Source organism: Xenorhabdus aichiensis (genome assembly GCF_028598775.1).
Lineage (GTDB): Bacteria > Pseudomonadota > Gammaproteobacteria > Enterobacterales > Enterobacteriaceae > Xenorhabdus > Xenorhabdus bovienii.
Map to the genome: position 1 here is coordinate 20,696 of NZ_JAQRFO010000041.1, position 18,586 is coordinate 39,281.

17 protein-coding genes are annotated in these 18,586 nt (G+C 46.5%); 4 read left to right on the top strand and 13 right to left on the bottom strand.

Features of this window, described 5'->3' with window-relative positions; all coding sequences use genetic code 11:
• Positions 1-68: 68 nt before the first annotated feature.
• The 9 genes from bamA to rpsB form a co-directional block, all read right to left on the bottom strand.
• Positions 69-2,450: an outer membrane protein assembly factor BamA gene (bamA, locus tag PSI22_RS16105; RefSeq protein ID WP_273580645.1), complete on the bottom strand. Its 2,382-nt coding sequence runs from the start codon at positions 2,448-2,450 to the stop codon at positions 69-71.
• 34 nt (positions 2,451-2,484) lie between these two features.
• A complete protein-coding gene (gene rseP, locus PSI22_RS16110) occupies positions 2,485-3,837 on the bottom strand; it encodes a sigma E protease regulator RseP (RefSeq protein ID WP_273580632.1) in 1,353 nt (450 codons plus the stop codon).
• 9 nt (positions 3,838-3,846) lie between these two features.
• Entirely contained in the window at positions 3,847-4,710 is an 864-nt protein-coding gene (gene cdsA / locus PSI22_RS16115; protein ID WP_273580633.1) for a phosphatidate cytidylyltransferase, read from the bottom strand.
• Between the two features lie 9 nt (positions 4,711-4,719).
• Positions 4,720-5,415, bottom strand: a complete 696-nt coding sequence (gene ispU / locus PSI22_RS16120; RefSeq protein WP_370689038.1) for a (2E,6E)-farnesyl-diphosphate-specific ditrans,polycis-undecaprenyl-diphosphate synthase — start codon at positions 5,413-5,415, stop codon at positions 4,720-4,722.
• 308 nt (positions 5,416-5,723) lie between these two features.
• On the bottom strand, positions 5,724-6,920 hold the full coding sequence (gene ispC, locus PSI22_RS16125; protein WP_273580635.1) for a 1-deoxy-D-xylulose-5-phosphate reductoisomerase: 1,197 nt from the start codon (positions 6,918-6,920) through the stop codon (positions 5,724-5,726).
• 140 nt (positions 6,921-7,060) lie between these two features.
• Positions 7,061-7,618, bottom strand: coding sequence for a ribosome recycling factor (gene frr, locus PSI22_RS16130; RefSeq protein ID WP_273580646.1), 558 nt, complete (start codon positions 7,616-7,618; stop codon positions 7,061-7,063).
• 132 nt (positions 7,619-7,750) lie between these two features.
• Positions 7,751-8,479 carry a UMP kinase gene (pyrH, locus tag PSI22_RS16135; RefSeq protein WP_012987189.1) on the bottom strand — a complete coding sequence of 243 codons (729 nt, stop codon included), beginning with the start codon at positions 8,477-8,479 and terminating at the stop codon, positions 7,751-7,753.
• Positions 8,480-8,609: 130 nt separating this feature from the next.
• Positions 8,610-9,467, bottom strand: a complete 858-nt coding sequence (gene tsf / locus PSI22_RS16140) for a translation elongation factor Ts (RefSeq protein ID WP_273580636.1) — start codon at positions 9,465-9,467, stop codon at positions 8,610-8,612.
• A 147-nt stretch (positions 9,468-9,614) separates the two neighbouring features.
• Positions 9,615-10,340: a 30S ribosomal protein S2 gene (gene rpsB / locus PSI22_RS16145; protein ID WP_038250728.1), complete on the bottom strand. Its 726-nt coding sequence runs from the start codon at positions 10,338-10,340 to the stop codon at positions 9,615-9,617.
• Positions 10,341-10,722: 382 nt separating this feature from the next.
• Here rpsB and map point away from each other — a divergent pair, with 382 nt between their 5' ends.
• The 4 genes from map to PSI22_RS16165 all read left to right on the top strand — a co-directional run bounded on the left by map (position 10,723) and on the right by PSI22_RS16165 (position 15,682).
• Positions 10,723-11,520, top strand: a complete 798-nt coding sequence (map, locus tag PSI22_RS16150) for a type I methionyl aminopeptidase (RefSeq protein WP_273580637.1) — start codon at positions 10,723-10,725, stop codon at positions 11,518-11,520.
• A gap of 158 nt (positions 11,521-11,678) precedes the next feature.
• Positions 11,679-14,333 carry a bifunctional uridylyltransferase/uridylyl-removing protein GlnD gene (gene glnD / locus PSI22_RS16155; RefSeq protein WP_273580638.1) on the top strand — a complete coding sequence of 885 codons (2,655 nt, stop codon included), beginning with the start codon at positions 11,679-11,681 and terminating at the stop codon, positions 14,331-14,333.
• Positions 14,334-14,374: 41 nt separating this feature from the next.
• Positions 14,375-15,217, top strand: coding sequence for a 2,3,4,5-tetrahydropyridine-2,6-dicarboxylate N-succinyltransferase (dapD, locus tag PSI22_RS16160; protein WP_273580639.1), 843 nt, complete (start codon positions 14,375-14,377; stop codon positions 15,215-15,217).
• Between the two features lie 78 nt (positions 15,218-15,295).
• Entirely contained in the window at positions 15,296-15,682 is a 387-nt protein-coding gene (locus PSI22_RS16165) for a DUF3461 family protein (RefSeq protein ID WP_038195309.1), read from the top strand.
• Between the two features lie 56 nt (positions 15,683-15,738).
• Here PSI22_RS16165 and PSI22_RS16170 read toward each other — a convergent pair whose 3' ends face one another.
• The 4 genes from PSI22_RS16170 to syd all read right to left on the bottom strand — a co-directional run bounded on the left by PSI22_RS16170 (position 15,739) and on the right by syd (position 18,437).
• Positions 15,739-16,191 carry a flavodoxin gene (locus PSI22_RS16170; RefSeq protein WP_273580640.1) on the bottom strand — a complete coding sequence of 151 codons (453 nt, stop codon included), beginning with the start codon at positions 16,189-16,191 and terminating at the stop codon, positions 15,739-15,741.
• Positions 16,192-16,225: 34 nt separating this feature from the next.
• The gene (gene truC, locus PSI22_RS16175; RefSeq protein WP_273580641.1) at positions 16,226-16,978 is read right to left on the bottom strand and encodes a tRNA pseudouridine(65) synthase TruC; all 753 of its coding nucleotides are present in this window, start codon (positions 16,976-16,978) and stop codon (positions 16,226-16,228) included.
• Position 16,979: 1 nt separating this feature from the next.
• Entirely contained in the window at positions 16,980-17,306 is a 327-nt protein-coding gene (locus PSI22_RS16180) for a YqcC family protein (RefSeq protein ID WP_273580642.1), read from the bottom strand.
• A 579-nt stretch (positions 17,307-17,885) separates the two neighbouring features.
• Positions 17,886-18,437: a SecY-interacting protein gene (syd, locus tag PSI22_RS16185; RefSeq protein ID WP_273580643.1), complete on the bottom strand. Its 552-nt coding sequence runs from the start codon at positions 18,435-18,437 to the stop codon at positions 17,886-17,888.
• Positions 18,438-18,586 lie beyond the last annotated feature (149 nt).

The following is an 18,586-nucleotide window of genomic DNA, read 5'->3' on the forward strand; positions in this document are numbered from 1 at the left end:
ACATGTTGGAAAATTAACAATCACCTTATCTAATAATAAGGCGATTTTCCGCCAAAAACGATTAATTACTACCAAGTGCCGCCGATGTTAAATTGGAACTGCTCCGATCTATCACCTTCGTATTCCTTGATTGGCTTCCCATAAGAGAAGGTCAATGGCCCCAACGGTGACAACCATTGCAATGCAATACCGGCCGAAACACGGATATTATTTGGCTTGCTGTAGTCAGGCAGGCCAGAGGAAATATTGTTCCAGTTGGTATCCCACACGGTTCCCGCATCGACAAAGAAGGAAGTCCGTACAGTATTGGCATATTTCGCATCCAGGAACGGAGTTGGCGTAATCAGCTCGAAGCTGGCAGTCGCTAACGCATTCCCCCCCACAGCATCACGGGATGGGCTATTTTTTTCTGGTTTACCGTCCTTATCCCAATAAATCGCTTTTGGACCGATATTATTCGAACGGAAACCACGGACACTATTAGAACCACCAGCATAGAAGTTTTCGTAGAATGGCATTTCCTTGCCACCTAAACCGCCACCATAGCCCATGCGGGTGCGCCCCATCATTATCCATGAATTCTTATCATCAAGCGGATAATAACCTGTAGCGCTCCAAGTGAGTTTATAGTACTGGTTGTCTGAGCCTGGCAGAGCCACTTTGGCATCCACTGAAGACTTGAAACCAGAAGTTGGGAAGAAACCACGGTCAAAGTTGCCATATATCCAACTGAATGTCAGTGGGAAATCATTGGAGTCGAACGATGCCTTGCCTACAAGAGGCGGCTCTTTGCCCATTTTTTTCAAATAACGCCACATCGCTGCCTGTGGACGCATGTCAGACAGTGAGTTATGGGCATAGCCCAATCTCATAGCCAACCTGTTATTTTCATTCAGCGGGAAGCCCAAAATACCTTCAGTACCGTAGGCTTTATTGGTATAACCAGAAAGTTCAGCATCATCTGCACGGAAGTCGTTATAGTACACACGACCGCCCAGACTTACGCCATCCACGGTGAAGTAAGGATCGGTAAAGGACAAATCCGCAGAGGTCGAATAGTCATTTTTGCTGGCACTGATGCCCACAGAGTTACCCGTTCCCAGCCAGTTTTCCTGCTGAAGGCCGATCTGGAAGCTCATGCCACTTTCAGTACCGAAACCAACACCAAAGTTCATGGAACCCGTATTGCGTTCTTTGACCTTATAAACTACATCAACCAAATCCGGGCTGCCGGATACGCGTTCTGTATCCACATTAACCGTTTCAAAAAAGCCCAGTCTGTCCAGACGCTCTTTGCCCTGTTCAACGCGATCGCTACCCAGCCATGCCCCTTCCATTTGACGCATTTCGCGGCGAAGCACAGAGTCTGTGCTGATATCATTACCTTCGAAGCGGATTTTACGTACATAGAAACGGTTACCTGCATCCACATTAACCTGTAACTTAACCGTTTTGTCTGTATCGTTGATTTCAGGCTTCGTAATAACTTGCGGGTAGGCATAACCGTAGCGGCCAAGCAGGTTTTTAATTGCTTTTTCCATCGAGGTCACTTCTGCACCGTTATACAGCGACCCAGGCTGAATGTTGGTCAGTTTTGTGGCTTCAGACTGATAACCTGCCAAGTTACCGTTCAAATCAACACTGGCGATCTTGTACTGAGCGCCTTCATTGATATTCACGGTGATATAAATACCTTTTTTATCTGGCGTCAGGTTGACTTGAGTCGAATCAATACTGAAACGGGCATAACCTCGATCAAGGTAGAAACTGCGCAGGGTTTCAAGATCACCCGCCAATTTCTGTTTCTGGTATTTCTGGTCAGCCATAAAGTTCCACCAAGGAATATCATCCCTGAGCTGGAAACGGTTGAGCAACTCATTTGTAGAAAATGCTTTATTGCCGACAATATTAATCTGCTGGATCTGAGCTGAGATCCCTTCTGAAAATATGAGTTTCAGATCAATACGGTTACGGGGCAGCGGCGTGACAACAGCTTTTACCGTAGCATTGTATTTACCAACACTGTAGTAAAAATCTTCCAGCCCTTTTTCCATATTAGACAGCATGGTGCGGTCAAGGGCTTCACCAACACTAACACGAGAGGCCTCAAGGTTTTTCTTGAGCATGTCATCTTTCACCGATTTGTTACCGGAGAAAGTAATGCTGGCGATGGTTGGCCGTTCTTTGACCTGGACGACAAGTGTATTGCCATCACGCAAGACACGAACATCTTCAAAGTTTCCAGTCGTGAACAGTGCATGAATCGTGCGACTGATATCCTCATCGCTGACTGTATCACCTACGCGAACTGGCATATTCAGTAATGCTGCACCAGAAGTGACACGTTGAAGACCCTCAAACTGAATGTCCCGAACCACGAATCCGTCTGAACTGTATGCAGTGGCGCTGCCGAACAGCAGCGACGCTATGAGCAACTTTTTCATCGCCATCGTTGTTATGCGTTTTCCTAACCGGTCTCCCACCTTAGAAGCGGGAGAAATCATTGAAAAGTGCAAGCCCCATTAATAACACCAGTAATATAGTACCAATGCGATAACTGAAGTCTTGTACACGCTCGGAGACTGGCCCTCCCTTGATCTTCTCAATAGCAAGGAAAAGCAAGTGTCCACCATCTAGTACGGGTAATGGGAACAAATTAATGATCCCAAGGTTGACGCTAATCAGCGCCAAAAACATCAAATAATACACCAAGCCAGAATCAGCCGATACTCCAGCACCTTTGGCAATGGAAATCGGGCCACTCAGGTTATTGAGTTTCACATCCCCTACAATTAATTTACCGATCATATTGACAGTCAGCTTCATCAATTGCCAAGTTTTGTCTCCTGCCTCATAAATGGCAGAAAAAGCCCCATATTGTTGAATTACCTTATATTCATCCGCCAGTGGAATAACTTGAAGTTCGGCGCCAGCGAAGCCTTCTTCACGCCCATTGGACAACTTCCTAGCCTCTGGTGTCAAAGACAGGGGGATTATGCTATTCGCCCTCGCAACGTCCAATTTTAGAGGAACATTCGGATTCTTCCTGATAAAAGATACAAAAGTGTGCCAGACATCCACATTCTGTCCATTGACTTTAACGATCCTGTCTCCACGTTGTAAACCTGCTTTTTCAGCGGGAGAGCCCGGGTAAACGTTCTCTACCTGAGAGCTGATTCGTGGTACGACAGGCATAATGCCCAGAGACAGCAAGACATCCTGCTTGGATGGATCGAATGCCCAGTCACGTAAATCTAATGTTTTTTGCAGGCTGGCAGACGCATCCATAGGCATCACATCCATTGACACAAAAGATTCACCCACTTTACTCACTAAGGCCAGACGTACCGAATTCCAATCAAAGGTTTCGATACCATCAACCGTTTTTAGTTCCATTCCGGGCAAAATATTTGCCTGTGCGGCAATAGAATCTGGCTTAACATCCAAAACCACCGGGCGCACAGAAGGCACGCCAATCACAAAAACCAGCCAATAAGCAATGACTGCCAGAACAAAGTTAGCGATTGGCCCAGCACTGACGACTGCCGCGCGCTGGCCGATGGTTTTATTGTTGAATGCCATATGGCGACGTTCGGGAGAGACAGACTCAACCCGCTCATCAAGCATTTTGACATATCCCCCCAGAGGGATAAGAGCGATAACGTATTCGGTTCCCTGCTTATCTGTGCGACGCCAGAGCGCTTTACCAAACCCGATGGAAAAGCGTTCAACGTAGATGCCACACCGTCTGGCAACCCAAAAATGACCAAACTCATGCACTGTGATAAGAATACCCAATGCAACAATAAATGCAGCCAGATTCCAGAGAATATCCATTACGTACCCTCAGAGACCAAATCCAGAAGAAATTAACAGTACCAATCCCGCGAACACAGGAACTGCTGCTGTCAGGCTATCTACCCTGTCCATGACCCCACCATGCCCGGGGATCAGCAGGCTGCTGTCTTTAATGCCTGATTCTCTTTTGAACATACTCTCGGTCAAGTCACCGAAGACAGAGACAATCACAACCACAGCCGAAATCAATAATAAGTTTTCAGGCATTACCGGTACTGGCGCAAATTTACCGAACAACCACGAAATAAGCGCAGCAGTCAATACTCCTCCGACCAAACCTTCAAGTGTTTTGCCCGGAGACACTCTCGGTGCCATTTTGTGCTTACCCAGTGTCCGGCCAAAAATATAGGCACCGGAATCAGCTCCCCATACCAGCAGCATCGCATACAATAGCCACCATGCACCATGATAGGTGTTGTTTTCATATCCCTGAGTTCGAAGCACCATCATTCCGCAATAAAATGGCACGATAGTCAGAACGCCAAACAACAGGCGCAGTGCAGTTGATGACTTCCAGATTGAGGCAGAAGCAGGATAAGTGATGACCAACAGAATAGCCGCAGCCCACCAAATCATGCCAGCCCACAATAGATATACAATTTGTGGTTTTTCAATAAGATGGGAAAAATCTGACAAAGAATACTGTAGGGCCAGTAGCCCTACGGCAAATAATACGGCCAACGTAATACGTTTAGCTTGTGTGAAGAGGCCAGCAAATTGCCCCCATTCCCATGCGGCAAGTACTGATACTGTAATAACAACCAATCCAAACCCGGATGGAGGAAGTAAAAACAGTGCTGCAATAACAATTGGAATTAATATCAACGTAGTTAAAAGACGGTACTTCAGCAAGTTTTCCTCCTATGATCCCACTTCGGCATCGTCTGGTATTGTTCCGCCGAACCGGCGCTCTCGTTTAGCAAAGGCATTAATGGCACCTTCAAAAACAGTTTCATCGAAATCAGGCCAAAGTATATCGGTAAAATACAATTCTGCATAAGCTATCTGCCATAACAGAAAATTACTGATACGGTGTTCACCGCCCGTCCTGATCACCAGATCAACTTCAGGTTGCTCACTCAAATTGATGAAGCTGCCCACTGTGGCTTCAGTAATTTCCTCGGGCTCCAGCTCATTCGCCCTGATTCTTTCAGCGATTTGCTTAACGCCCTGAACCAAATCCCAACGCCCGCCATAATTGGCGGCAATATTAAGCTGCAATCCGGTATTGCCCGCCGTCAATTCAACTGAACGGCGAATACGTTCCTGCAACCGTGAGCTAAACCGACTGATATCACCAATAACAGACAATTTCACATTGTGCTTATGCAAGCTCTTCACTTCATTATCAAGAGCAAAAACAAACAACTCCATTAATGAACTGACTTCCTGCTGTGGACGATTCCAGTTCTCACTGCTGAAAGCATATAACGTCAGTGATTCAATATTGTGTTTAACCGAAAAACTCACGGCAACCCGCACAGCTTTAACGCCGGCGCGATGGCCAAAAACCCTTAACTTCCCACGTTGTTTTGCCCAGCGGCCATTGCCATCCATAATAATGGCAACATGTCTGGGTAACGTTAGCAATGAGTTACAGTCACTGGAAGATATCACTCAAAATGATCCTTAAATAACTAAGCTGGTTCTTCTATGGGTTCAAATACTTCCAAACATGAAAAAGCCGTGTCAACAATTACCACGGCTATTTCTGGGGCATGGCCCGAATGAAAGCCTCTATCTTTGGCACACACTCGGAAAACGTGTGACAAATATTGAACTGGCTATTATAACAACTATTATTTACCCGCGAACTATACCATTTGCCAAAACGCAAACAAATATATACTTATTAGCAAAATTCGCTATTTGGAAAAGGTCTTAATCGTTTCTTTTGCTAATTCTCTAGCGACTTTATCGATTTCTAAGACCTCTTCGATGCTTTGAGGTTCAGACAAATTTAATTTTTCGACGACCAGCCGATTAATCATCGCGATATCGGTGAAGCGGATCCCATCTTTCAAGAAAGCACTGACCGTTTCTTCATTGGCGGCATTCAACGCGGTTGTTGCCGCCTGACCTTCATGGCAGGCATCGATAGCCAGTTTCAGACAAGGGTAACGCCGATAATCCAACGCTTCAAAAGTGAGTGTGCTCAGTTCAGCAAAATCCAGCGGTTTTGCGCCAGAAGTAATGCGATTAGGATAAGCCATTGCATAGGCTATTGGGGTACACATATCCTGCGTTCCTAACTGAGCAATGATGCTGCCATCCTGATAACGAACCATCGAATGGATCACGGATTGAGGATGGAGCAGCACTTCAATTTCATCAGCAGAAGCATTGAACAGGTAACGGGCTTCGATATATTCCAGCCCTTTGTTCATCATGGTTGCGGAATCAACAGAAATTTTACGTCCCATAGACCAGACGGGGTGAGCACAGGCTTCATCAGGCGTGACATCAAGCAATGTCTCCAGGGGGGTTCTGCGGAACGGCCCACCTGATCCCGTCAGGATAATACTGGAGATACCATGTTGTTTTAAATTCGCATTTCCAAGATTGTGCTGAACAGATTCAGGCAAGCTCTGGAAGATGGCATTATGTTCACTATCGATGGGCAACAGTTGCGCTTGATATTGATTCACCGCTTCCATGAACAAACGCCCACTGGTAATGAGTGATTCTTTGTTGGCCAACAAGACTTGCTTACCCTTGCGGATAGCCGCCAGCGTCGGCAATAACCCAGCAACACCGACAATCGCGGACATGACTTGATCAACATCGTCCAACGCAGCTAAATCACAAATGGCTTCCCTACCGGACAACACTTCTGTCTGGCTTCCCTGCTCTTGCAATAACTGCCGTAATACCGTTGCTGAATGTGCATCCGCCATTGCCGCATATTGAGGGCGAAACTCCAGACACTGCTGTGCCATGATTTCAATATTTTTCCCAGCGACGAGTGCCACAACTTGGAATTTATCCAGGTTATTTCTGACAACAGAGAGGGTGCTTTTCCCAATCGAGCCCGTTGAGCCAAGGATAGTTAAGCGTTTCATTTTAATACTCTGAGTATTCTACTGACATAAAATCGCAATAGTTTGAGCCGTCCCGCTCGGTATGTCCATCGCTTGAGGAAGAAATGTGATACAAAGAATAACGCCGCAAAAACTGCGGCGTTATATTCGTGAAATGGCAATTAGAAATCCATCAATTCGGTTTCTTTATTTGCCAATGCCTCATCAATTTTCTTGATGAAATTATCGGTCAGTTTCTGAATTTCGTCTTGTGAACGGCGTTCTTCATCTTCGCTGATTTCTTTGTCTTTCAGCAGTGCCTTAACTTTATCGTTGGCATCACGGCGGATATTACGGACGGACACACGGCCCTGTTCTGCATCACCACGCACAACTTTGATCAGATCCTTACGGCGCTCTTCTGTCAGTGCTGGCAGTGGAACACGGATAATGGTTCCAGCAGAAGATGGGTTCAGACCCAGATCGGAAGCCATAATCGCTTTTTCGATAGCGGGCGTCATGGAACGATCAAAAACCGTTATCGCTAAAGTACGTGCGTCTTCAACAACGACGCTGGCAATCTGACGTAATGGGGTCGCAGAGCCGTAATACTCGACGCTGATACCATCCAGCAGGCTGGGAGAGGCACGGCCAGTACGAACTTTGCTGATTTGGCTTTTCAGTGCTTCGACGCTTTTTTCCATGCGGTCTTGTGCGTCTTTCTTGATTTCATTAATCACGTTACAAACCCTTGGGAACTGGTTATTTTGTAGCCCACGAATATCAAAATAAGATATCATGGCCCTGTATCATTAAGTTTGGCGCATCAGTACGCTGATCATACCGTCAAATTTCATCGGTGTCTCTGAGCATTATCCGTGAGAAATCAACGTACCTTCACTTTCCCCCATCACAACACGACGAAGTGCGCCTGGCTTATTCATATTGAAGACACGAATTGGGATACTATGGTCACGAGCCAGAGTAAAGGCGGCGAGATCCATGACTTTCAACTCACGCTCCAATACTTCCTGATAAGTGAGCTTACTGTAAAGAACAGCTTCAGTATCTTTAGCAGGGTCACTAGAATAGACCCCATCAACTTTGGTTGCTTTTAACACAACATCCGCTTCAATTTCAATGCCGCGCAAGCATGCTGCAGAATCTGTCGTAAAGAATGGGTTGCCAGTACCTGCAGAGAAAATAACAACACGACCGTGACGCAGTAAGCTGATAGCCTCAGCCCAGCTATAATTGTCACACACTCCATTCAGTGGAATGGCAGACATCAAACGAGCGTTCACATAGGCGCGGTGTAAGGCATCGCGCATCGCCAGACCGTTCATTACGGTTGCCAACATGCCCATGTGATCGCCGACTACACGGTTCATTCCTGCTTCGGCCAGACCGGCTCCACGAAACAGGTTACCTCCGCCAATAACGACACCGACCTGAATACCCAGCTCAACCAGTTCTTTGACTTCCTGAGCCATGCGGTCTAAGACGCTGGCATCGATACCAAAACCTTCTGCGCCTTGCAGGGCTTCTCCACTGAGTTTAAGCAGGATTCTCTGATATACGGGTTTTGCATTGGTTGCCATGGTGTTCAGTCCTAAGCAGATAAGGATATTGGGGATTTATTACAATTACACATCCATGCTATGCAGCCCAGATGTAAAAATTCATCATGAGATAAAACAGAACCGCCAATCGGCGGCTCCGTTTAGAACATTAAGACTGCTTGCTCATTGCAGCAACTTCTGCTGCGAAATCAGTCTCAACTTTCTCAATGCCCTCACCGACTTCAAAACGGATGAAGTTGATAACTTTAGCATTATTTTCTTTCATCAGGTCACCAACCGTTTTGCTTGGATCCATCACGAAATTTTGGCCCGTCAGAGAGATTTCGCCAGTGAATTTGTTCATGCGGCCAGAAACCATTTTCTCTGCGATTTCGCGCGGTTTGCCTGATTGCATTGCGATATCCATCTGGATCTGGTGTTCACGCGCAACAACATCAGCAGGAACGTCAGTTGGGTTCACGTATTCTGGCTTGCTTGCAGCAACGTGCATCGCAACGTGCTTGATCAGTTCTTCGCTTGCGCCTTCAGCAGCAACCAGAACACCGATGCGAGCACCGTGCAGGTAAGAACCTACTGCGTCACCTTCCAGGATAGTTACGCGACGGATGTTGATGTTTTCACCGATTTTCGCTACCAGGTTAGCACGCTGCTCTTCGAACTGAGCTTTCAGTGCATCGATGTCAGCATTTTTGTCAGCCATAACGGCAGCAATCACTTCTTTACCGAACGCCAGGAAGCCAGCATCTTTAGCAACGAAGTCAGTTTCACAGTTCAGTTCAACAATACCCGCATATTTAGCGTCAGCTGCAACTTCAACCAGGATAACACCTTCAGCCGCAACACGGCCTGCTTTCTTAGCCGCTTTTGCCTGACCTGATTTACGCATGTTATCGATAGCCAGCTCGATATCACCATTTGCTTCAACCAGTGCTTTTTTACATTCCATCATGCCTGCGCCAGTACGCTCACGCAGTTCTTTTACCAGAGCAGCGGTAATGTCAGCCATTTGTTTTATTCCTCGATGTGTCTCGCGGGAAGATAATATTCCGCGTGGATAGTTCTATATCAGATATGTAAAGGGGGCCGTGACAGGCCCCCTAACCAATATATTTCAATACCTGGTCAATAAGGGCTCAAGAATGAGCATGCCTTATTATTCAGCGTCTACAAGACCTTCTTCAGCTTGAACAGCCAGATCTTGTGAACGACCTTCACGAACAGCAGTAGCCACAGCGCCCAAGTACAGTTTTACTGCACGGATTGCGTCGTCGTTACCAGGGATGATGAAATCAACGCCGTCTGGATCAGAGTTAGTATCAACGATAGCGAATACTGGGATACCCAGGTTATTTGCTTCTTTGATAGCAATGTGTTCGTGTTCAGCATCGATAACAAACAGAGCATCAGGCAGGCCGCCCATGTCTTTGATACCGCCCAGGCTGTTTTCCAGTTTGCCAAGCTCACGAGTACGCATCAGCGCTTCTTTCTTGGTCAGCTTGTCAAAAGTACCGTCCTGAGACTGAATTTCCAGATCTTTCAGACGCTTGATTGACTGACGCACAGTTTTCCAGTTAGTCAGCATACCACCTAACCAGCGGTGGTTAACAAAGTATTGGTCACAGCCCAGTGCTTCTTCTTTGATTGCTTCGCAGGCCGCACGCTTGGTGCCAACAAACAGAATTTTGCCTTTACGGGAAGCAATTTTGTTCAGCTCTGCCAATGCACTATTGAACATTGGAACAGTTTTTTCCAGGTTGATGATATGAACTTTGTTACGAGCGCCAAAGATGAAAGGTTTCATTTTTGGGTTCCAGTAACGAGTCTGGTGACCGAAGTGAACGCCCGCTTGCAGCATATCGCGCATGGAAACAGTTGCCATTTTAAACCTCTATAAAGTTAATTGGGGTTATGCCTCCACAGATCCCATAACACCGACTCTTTGACTGCGAAGCTATTCATAGAAGAGCGAACCACATGAGAGCACCCCGGTGTATGTGTCGATCCGTGTGTGTTATTTACACAAATGAGTTAATTTAGCATCGCTGAAAAACCGAATCTGGCAGAAACAATTATGCAGAATGCCGGCGCGCTTTATACCACAAATCGCCTCCAAACTCCAACATTTGTTACCGCTTTCTGGTAGGCAGATCTGTCAACGGTTATTGGCAGATATTCTGTGGACTGATACCATAACTACCAGTATTTTTCCTTAGTTAACATCAAACAGTCGGGTAAATTTCCGACTTGAATGGACCGATTTCATGGCTATTTCTATCAAAACAGATGAAGACATCCAGAAAATGCGCGTTGCCGGACGTCTGGCAGCCGAAGTTCTGGAAATAATCGAACCTTACGTTAAGGTTGGTGTGACCACAGGTGAGCTTGATCGTATTTGCCACGATCACATTACCCATAAACAGCAGGCAATTTCTGCCTGTCTTGGCTACCACGGTTTCCCGAAATCCGTATGCATCTCCGTCAATGATGTGATTTGTCACGGTATTCCCAGCGATGACAAGGCGCTGAAAGAAGGCGATATCGTCAACATTGATGTCACTGTCATCAAAGAGGAATTTCACGGCGATACCTCCAAAATGTTCATTGTCGGCAAACCGACTATTCAGGGCGAGCGTCTGTGCCGCGTTACCCAGGAAAGCCTGTACCTTGCGCTGAAAATGGTGAAACCCGGCATCCGCCTGCGCAGCCTTGGCAAAGCGATCCAGCAGTATGTGGAAGGGCAGGATTACTCTGTCGTCCGCGAATACTGCGGTCATGGTATCGGCAGGGTCTTCCACGAAGAACCCCATGTACTCCATTATGATGCCGATGATGGTGGCGTTGTATTGCAGAAAGGGATGGCATTCACGATTGAACCGATGGTCAATACCGGCGATTTCCGTATCCGCACCATGAAAGATGGCTGGACAGTCAAAACCAAAGACCACGGCTGGTCTGCTCAGTATGAGCACACCATCGTCGTCACCGATAATGGCTGTGAAATCATGACATTGCGCAAAGAAGAAGAACCCCATATCTCAGCGGTGCTGATTAACGAATAATTGCCTGCTGGCGCGATTTTGCAATCTTTGGCAGAAATCACGTAGATTAAGACGGCGTTGATAAACGAAGCCCTTGTACATAAACTGTCCCCAAGGGCTTCATTATCTGCCAATAACGTCTGTTCATCTCACGTTTTTCTCATCATAGGTTTCTGCATATGTCAGTTGATATCACCTTTGCACACGCGCCCATTCCTCCCCTTTCTCCTGCGGAATTTTCCCTCAATGATCTTCAGCGCCCGGCATTGAAACAGCATGTTGATGAATTTCAATTGTGGCTTCAGCAGGCATTCAAAGCGGGGATCTCACCAGAAGCACTGATTTTAGCCCGCAGTGATTATATTGATCGTCTCCTGACACGACTGTGGCAGGCTCACGGTTTCGATCAGCTCACTTCACTTTCCCTGATTGCAGTAGGTGGTTATGGCCGACGCGAATTGCATCCCCTCTCCGATATTGATTTATTGGTTCTCAGCGAGAGCCAACTGACTGAAGATCAAGCCCACAATATCGGGCAATTCATAACCCTGCTCTGGGATATCCGTCTGGAAGTGGGTCATAGTGTCAGAACCTTTGAAGAGTGCCTGCATGAAGGGTTATCGGATTTAACCGTTGCCACAAATCTGATTGAATCACGTTTGATCTGTGGTGATATGCCTCTGTTCCTGCGGTTACAAAAGCACATTTTCAGCGATGATTTTTGGCCTTCCGCAACGTTCTTCGCGGCAAAACTCCGCGAACAGTGGGAACGCCACCAGCGTTATCACAGCACCAGTTATAATCTAGAGCCGGATATCAAAAGCAGCCCCGGCGGGCTCCGGGATATTCATACCCTGCTTTGGGTTGCTCGCCGCCATTTTGGGGCAGCTTCGCTGGATGAAATGGTGGATTTCGGCTTCCTGACCCGCGAGGAGCGCAATGAATTAAATGAATGCCAGGATTTTCTCTGGCGCATCCGTTTTGCCCTCCATTTGGTCGTCACCCGCTATGACAATCGGCTACTGTTTGAACGTCAGTTCAATGTTGCCCAATTGCTCGGTTATGAAGGAGAACGCAATCAACCTGTCGAACGGATGATGAAAAATTTCTACCGCGTGACCCGCCGTGTCAGTGAATTGAATGACATGCTACTTCAACTCTTTGATGAAGCGATCCTGACATTACAGCCCGATGAAAAACCCCGTCCCTTGAACGAAGCGTTTCAGTTACGGGGAGATCTTATCGACTTAAGCGATGAAACCCTGTTTATCCAAGATCCAACCTCAATTTTAAAAATGTTTTACCACATGGCTGAACATCGGGAAATTAAGGGGATCTATTCCACGACATTACGCCAGCTTCGCTACGCCCGTAGAAACCTCAAACATCCTTTGTGTGAGTTGCCCGAAGCACGAAAACTTTTCATGGATATCCTGCGCCATCCTCGTGCCGTTAAAAACGCGCTGCTCCCGATGCACCGCCATAGCGTTCTGGGTGCTTATATGCCGCTCTGGAGCAATATTGTCGGCCAGATGCAATTTGACCTTTTCCACGCTTATACCGTTGATGAGCACACCCTTCGGGTACTGCAAAAACTCGAAAGTTTCGCCGATGAAAACAACCGTGTGATCCATCCTTTATGTGTCGAACTGTATCCCCGCATTCCTCAGCCGGAACTCTTACGGCTAGCGGCCTTTTTCCATGATATCGCCAAGGGGCGTAATGGCGATCATTCTGAACTGGGCGCCAAAGATGCGTTTACATTTGCACGCCAGCATGGTCTGACTACCCGTGAGGCCGAATTAGTGGAATGGCTGGTTCGCGACCATTTACTGATGTCAGTCACCGCACAGCGGCGGGATATTCAAGATCCTGATGTCATCCAGCAATTTGCCGGCCAAGTCAAAAATCAAAACCGGCTGAATTACCTGCTCTGCCTTACCGTCGCAGATATCTGCGCCACCAACTCCAAATTGTGGAACAGTTGGAAGCAGAGCCTGATACGCGAACTCTATTTCGCCACTGAAACCCAGTTGCGCCAAGGTATACAAAATACGCCTGACTTGCGTGAACGTGTCCGCCATAATCGTTTACAGGCATTAGCTCTACTGCGACAGGAAGGAACCGACGAAGAGCAATTACACAATATCTGGAGCCGCTGCCATGCGGATTATTTCCTGCGCCATACGCCGGATCAACTGGCCTGGCATGCCGGCCATTTGATCCAGCATCAATCTGCGGAGCCCATGGTGTTAATCAGCACCGCATTTTCCCACGGTGGAACCGAAATTTTTATCTGGTGTCAGGACAGACCTTCGCTTTTCGCAGCCGTCGTTGGGGAGTTGGACAGACGTAACCTCAGTGTCCACGATGCTCAGATCTTTACCAATCGCGATGAAATGGCGATGGATACCTTTATTGTACTGGAACCTAATGGTCATCCGCTGGCGCTCGATCGTCATGAGCCTATCCGCCGAGCATTATTGAAAGTCGTGAACGATCCGCATCCGAAAGCGCCCAAAGCACGTAATTTGCCCGCTAAATTGCGCCATTTTGATGTGCCGACCAAAGTGAGTTTTTTACCAGCACAAAATGCCCGCCGCTCTTATATGGAGCTGGTTGCACTGGATCAACCCGGTCTGCTGGCACGCGTGGGCAATATTTTCGCCGAACTGGGCGTTTCCCTGCATGGCGCGCGGATTACCACCATTGGTGAGCGCGTTGAAGACTTTTTTGTGCTGGCAGATAAAGACCATCAGGAGCTGGATAACAAAATCAAGGGAGAATTATCAGAAAGGTTGACAGAAACCCTCAACACCAAGGATAAAGTATAACAATATTCTCAATTTGACTGACAATTAGGAACACCATACTGATGCAGCAATTACAGTCCATTATCGAAATACAAGCCATTATCGACAATGCGTTTGAAAACCGCACTGACATTACCCCCAGCACTGTTGATGAAGCAACCCGTGACGCCGTCAATCAGGTGATTCAGATGCTGGACAGCGGCAAATTACGTGTCGCTGAAAAAATCGCAGGGCAATGGGTAACGCATCAATGGCTAAAAAAGGCCGTATTACTCTCTTTCCGCATTAATGACAATCAGGTCATTGAAGGGGCTGAAAGTCGCTATTTCGACAAAGTTCCGATGAAATTCGCGGGTTATGATCAAGCACGTTTCGAAAAAGAAGGTTTTCGCGTCGTTCCTCCTGCCGCAGTTCGCCAAGGGGCATATATTGCCCGCAACAGTGTACTGATGCCATCTTACGTCAACATCGGTGCTTATGTGGATGAAGGCACGATGGTGGATACTTGGGCCACAGTGGGTTCCTGTGCACAGATCGGCAAAAACGTTCACTTGTCTGGCGGTGTTGGCATCGGTGGCGTTCTGGAACCATTACAAGCCAATCCGACTATCATTGAAGACAACTGCTTTATCGGCGCACGCTCTGAAATTGTAGAAGGCGTTATCGTAGAAGAAGGTGCTGTGATTTCAATGGGGGTTTACATTGGCCAAAGCACCAAAATTTATGACCGTGAAACAGGTGAAATCCATTACGGCCGGGTTCCTGCGGGTTCTGTTGTGGTATCAGGTAACCTTCCTTCCAAAGATGGCAGTTACAGCCTGTATTGCGCAGTCATCGTGAAAAAGGTCGATGCCAAAACACGTGGTAAAGTTGGCCTTAATGAGCTGCTCAGAAACATAGACTAAATTTTAAAATAGCGGATAATAAATCCGCTATTTTTTTGATATCTCTATTTTTTGGCACTCAATTAGGTGAGGCGCTCTATGTACGATAACTTGAAAAGTTTGGGGATCACACATCCTGAAGATATTGATCGCTATAGCCTCCGTCAGGAAGCGAATAACGATATTCTGAAGATTTATTTCCGTAAAGATAAAGGCGAATTTTTTGCCAAAAGTGTTAAATTCAAATATCCACGCCAACTCAAAACTATCTCTGACGACAATTCAGCGCAAGGTTACAAAGAAGTCAAAGAGATTAACACTAATTTGCGTTATGTGATTGAAGAACTGGATCAAATTTGTAAACGTGATCAAGTAGAAGTGGATTTGAAACACAAGATCCTCGACGATCTCCGCCATCTTGAGCATGTTGTTGCCAATAAGATTGCAGAAATCGAAGCGGATTTAGAAAAACTGACTCGTAAGTAATCACGCCAGCCGTGTCATTACACCGCTTATCCTGCTCGGCATAAGCGGTGTGACATCTATTCTGTCAGTAAAGCGCCCCACTCCTCAACCCAGTTCTGGGCAAAGACTTCTGGTTCAACCACGTCAATACCATCAATCAGCAGGACTTCGCCCACACGCTTTGCTCCCTGTTCCTGTAACAGTTTGTCAAATGTGCGGCCACCACCACAAAAGAAGTCATAGCTACTGTCACCAAGAGCGATAACGCCATAACGTAAGTCGGGCTGATGGCCCAACTTATCATTCAAATCTGAATAAAGTGGCTGGATATTATCGGGTAATTCACCCTGTCCGGTTGACGATGTGACCACCAGAACAACCTGTTGCTGGTACTTTTGCCACTGTGTCAAGGTCGCATCTTCAAAAACCTCAACTTCATGCCCCTGCTGCTGAAGGATCTGTAACGCTTCTTCCGCAACTGCCAGCGCATTGCCATAAACTGTACCAACGAAAACACCAATCTTTGCCATAAATATTGATCTCTTTAACCTGTTTGTACTGCGTTCATTCATGAGTGGTTGGACATTCCAACTCAGGTACAATACCCTGCCAGCCAAATTGCTCCAGCAAATGCTGCCACGGAGCTTCCCACCGGGCAGTCAGAAGAAGATCCTCTCCTGTCACCGGATGCGCCAATTGGAGTTGACTGGCGTGCAGCATTAACCTGCCAGTCTGATAATACTTAGCAACTCCTCGGTTTTGTCGCAAATCGCCGTGCGTGGTATCCCCAATGATGGGATGCCGGAGATGCGACATATGCCGTCGTAATTGATGCTTACGCCCGGTTTTTGGCATCAGCTCCAGCAGGCTGAACCGTGATGTTGGGTAACGTCCTATTTCTATCGGACATTCAACTTTTGCCAATGAACGATAGTGAGTGATTGCTGATTGTGCTTCCCTGTCAGTATCAGCGAATTTATCAGCAATTTTATCCAGCTCTTCCATTAGTGCGTAGTCAATAATACCATCACCTTCAACATAACCGCGTACAATGGCGTGATATGTTTTTTGTATATGGTGACATTCAAATTGTTGGGAAAGCGTTCTTGCCACCTCACTTGACAGCGCCATCAGCAAAACGCCGGATGTCGGTCTATCCAGTCGATGGACGGGGAAAACATGTTGCCCAATTTGATCACGCAGCGTCTGCATGACAAAGACCGTTTCATGGCGGGCAAGCCAGCTGCGATGCACTAACCAACCCGCAGGTTTATTGACCGCAACAATATGATCGTCCTGATAAATGATATCCAGCATATCAGGTACCCTGTGTAAACAGGCTGTCCAATTCCCGAAGATGTTCAAGCAGCGGTAGATAACGTTCTGCTTCTTCCTTATAGGCTTCTTCGAAATAAGGTGTGATATCAAATGTCGCCGGAAGATTGGCATTTTGTTCTATCAGGGCTCGCATTCTTGGGATTAATACCCACTGAAGCCACTCTTCTGCGGACATCGTATCTATCGAAAAGGGTTCGATGCTTTCAAAAGCTTCCGGCTTGGGAGGATGGCTTCGCCACAGGCCAGCCGCTTTCATGTCAGCTTCAATTAGCTGTAATTTAAGTAGAATTTGTTGTTCGATATTCATGATATTTCGTCTGATACTTGGCTATTGCTCAGATGACAGAAGCTGCCACCACGTCATTGGGGCAGTAAGAGTATCACTGATATGATTTCATCGGAAAACTTGCGGCAGGATAAAATGAAATAAAACAGGATAAAATGAAACAAAAAGAGGGGAGATAAAATCTCCCCTCTTACTGATTGTCATAGCAATCCGGCTAAATTGGTCGCTCCCTGCTCATTCCCTGACAAAATACGTCCCTGTCAGTTATTCCTTATAAAATCATTATATTGATAGTATTGGCGCTCCTGCCTATACCTCATCATCCTTGAACCCACTTCCTGTTGGTATCATTCCCTAGTTATTTTTTTACTGTGGTTCCTTACGGAACAGTGAAAGGATCTATTATTCAGAGAGTTGAAACAAGCCACCTGAATTGGATCGGCCAGTGACTTTACAAAGTGGAGATCGTGATCACCATTTGCATGCTATTGATATAAAATAAAAATAATATTCGAAAATGATATTCATTTCATGATTAATAGAGATATCTCACGCCCCATGTGAGACATCTCTCACAAAAAAACAAACTGATGTCTGCACCTACAGCGATGTGGCTGGCTTGATAACCGACAGAAAACTCGCCAAATCGGCAGATAAAATGGTTCGCTCAGGTTTACCAAACTGTTCAAGAATGACCTGCCCAGTCAAATTACACACAGATATCATGCCCATTTCCGAATCAATCGTAGCAATAAATGCCGTCGGGGAAAGCTTAAGCCGTTTCTGTGTCACGAGATGCCCAATTAGGTTTTCCTGCAAACGGATAAAATCATCGTCACTCCATACCTGAATCAAGCTGAGATTCTGCCCCTCAAAACTGGCAGTCATGTCACCGGCAAGCTGTGTAACATAATAGTCATGAATCGAATCCTGCAAGCGAATGTCCAACGCGGTTTCCACTTTGCTGAGTTTTTCGTGAACAGAAAATAGCTTAGGCAACCAGTACACTACCCCATCCCCTGTCCGCTCAATACACGAAGAAGGTACACCATAAAGGTCGCTACTGGCTGGCGGCAATCCTGTCTCTTCCTGCCACAATTCAACATAGCGCCGGGTAAAATCAGAAAGTGCTTCTGTCACATTGAAGGTCATATGATTCTTTCATCCATCATTTTTAGGTTCATCACATTATCTCGCTTATTCCTATACAGTTTTCAGCAAAATAACAACCGGAAAATGATGCCATCATTTCATAAATTAATTCAAATAAATCAATCACGATTGCAACTCGTTAATTAATA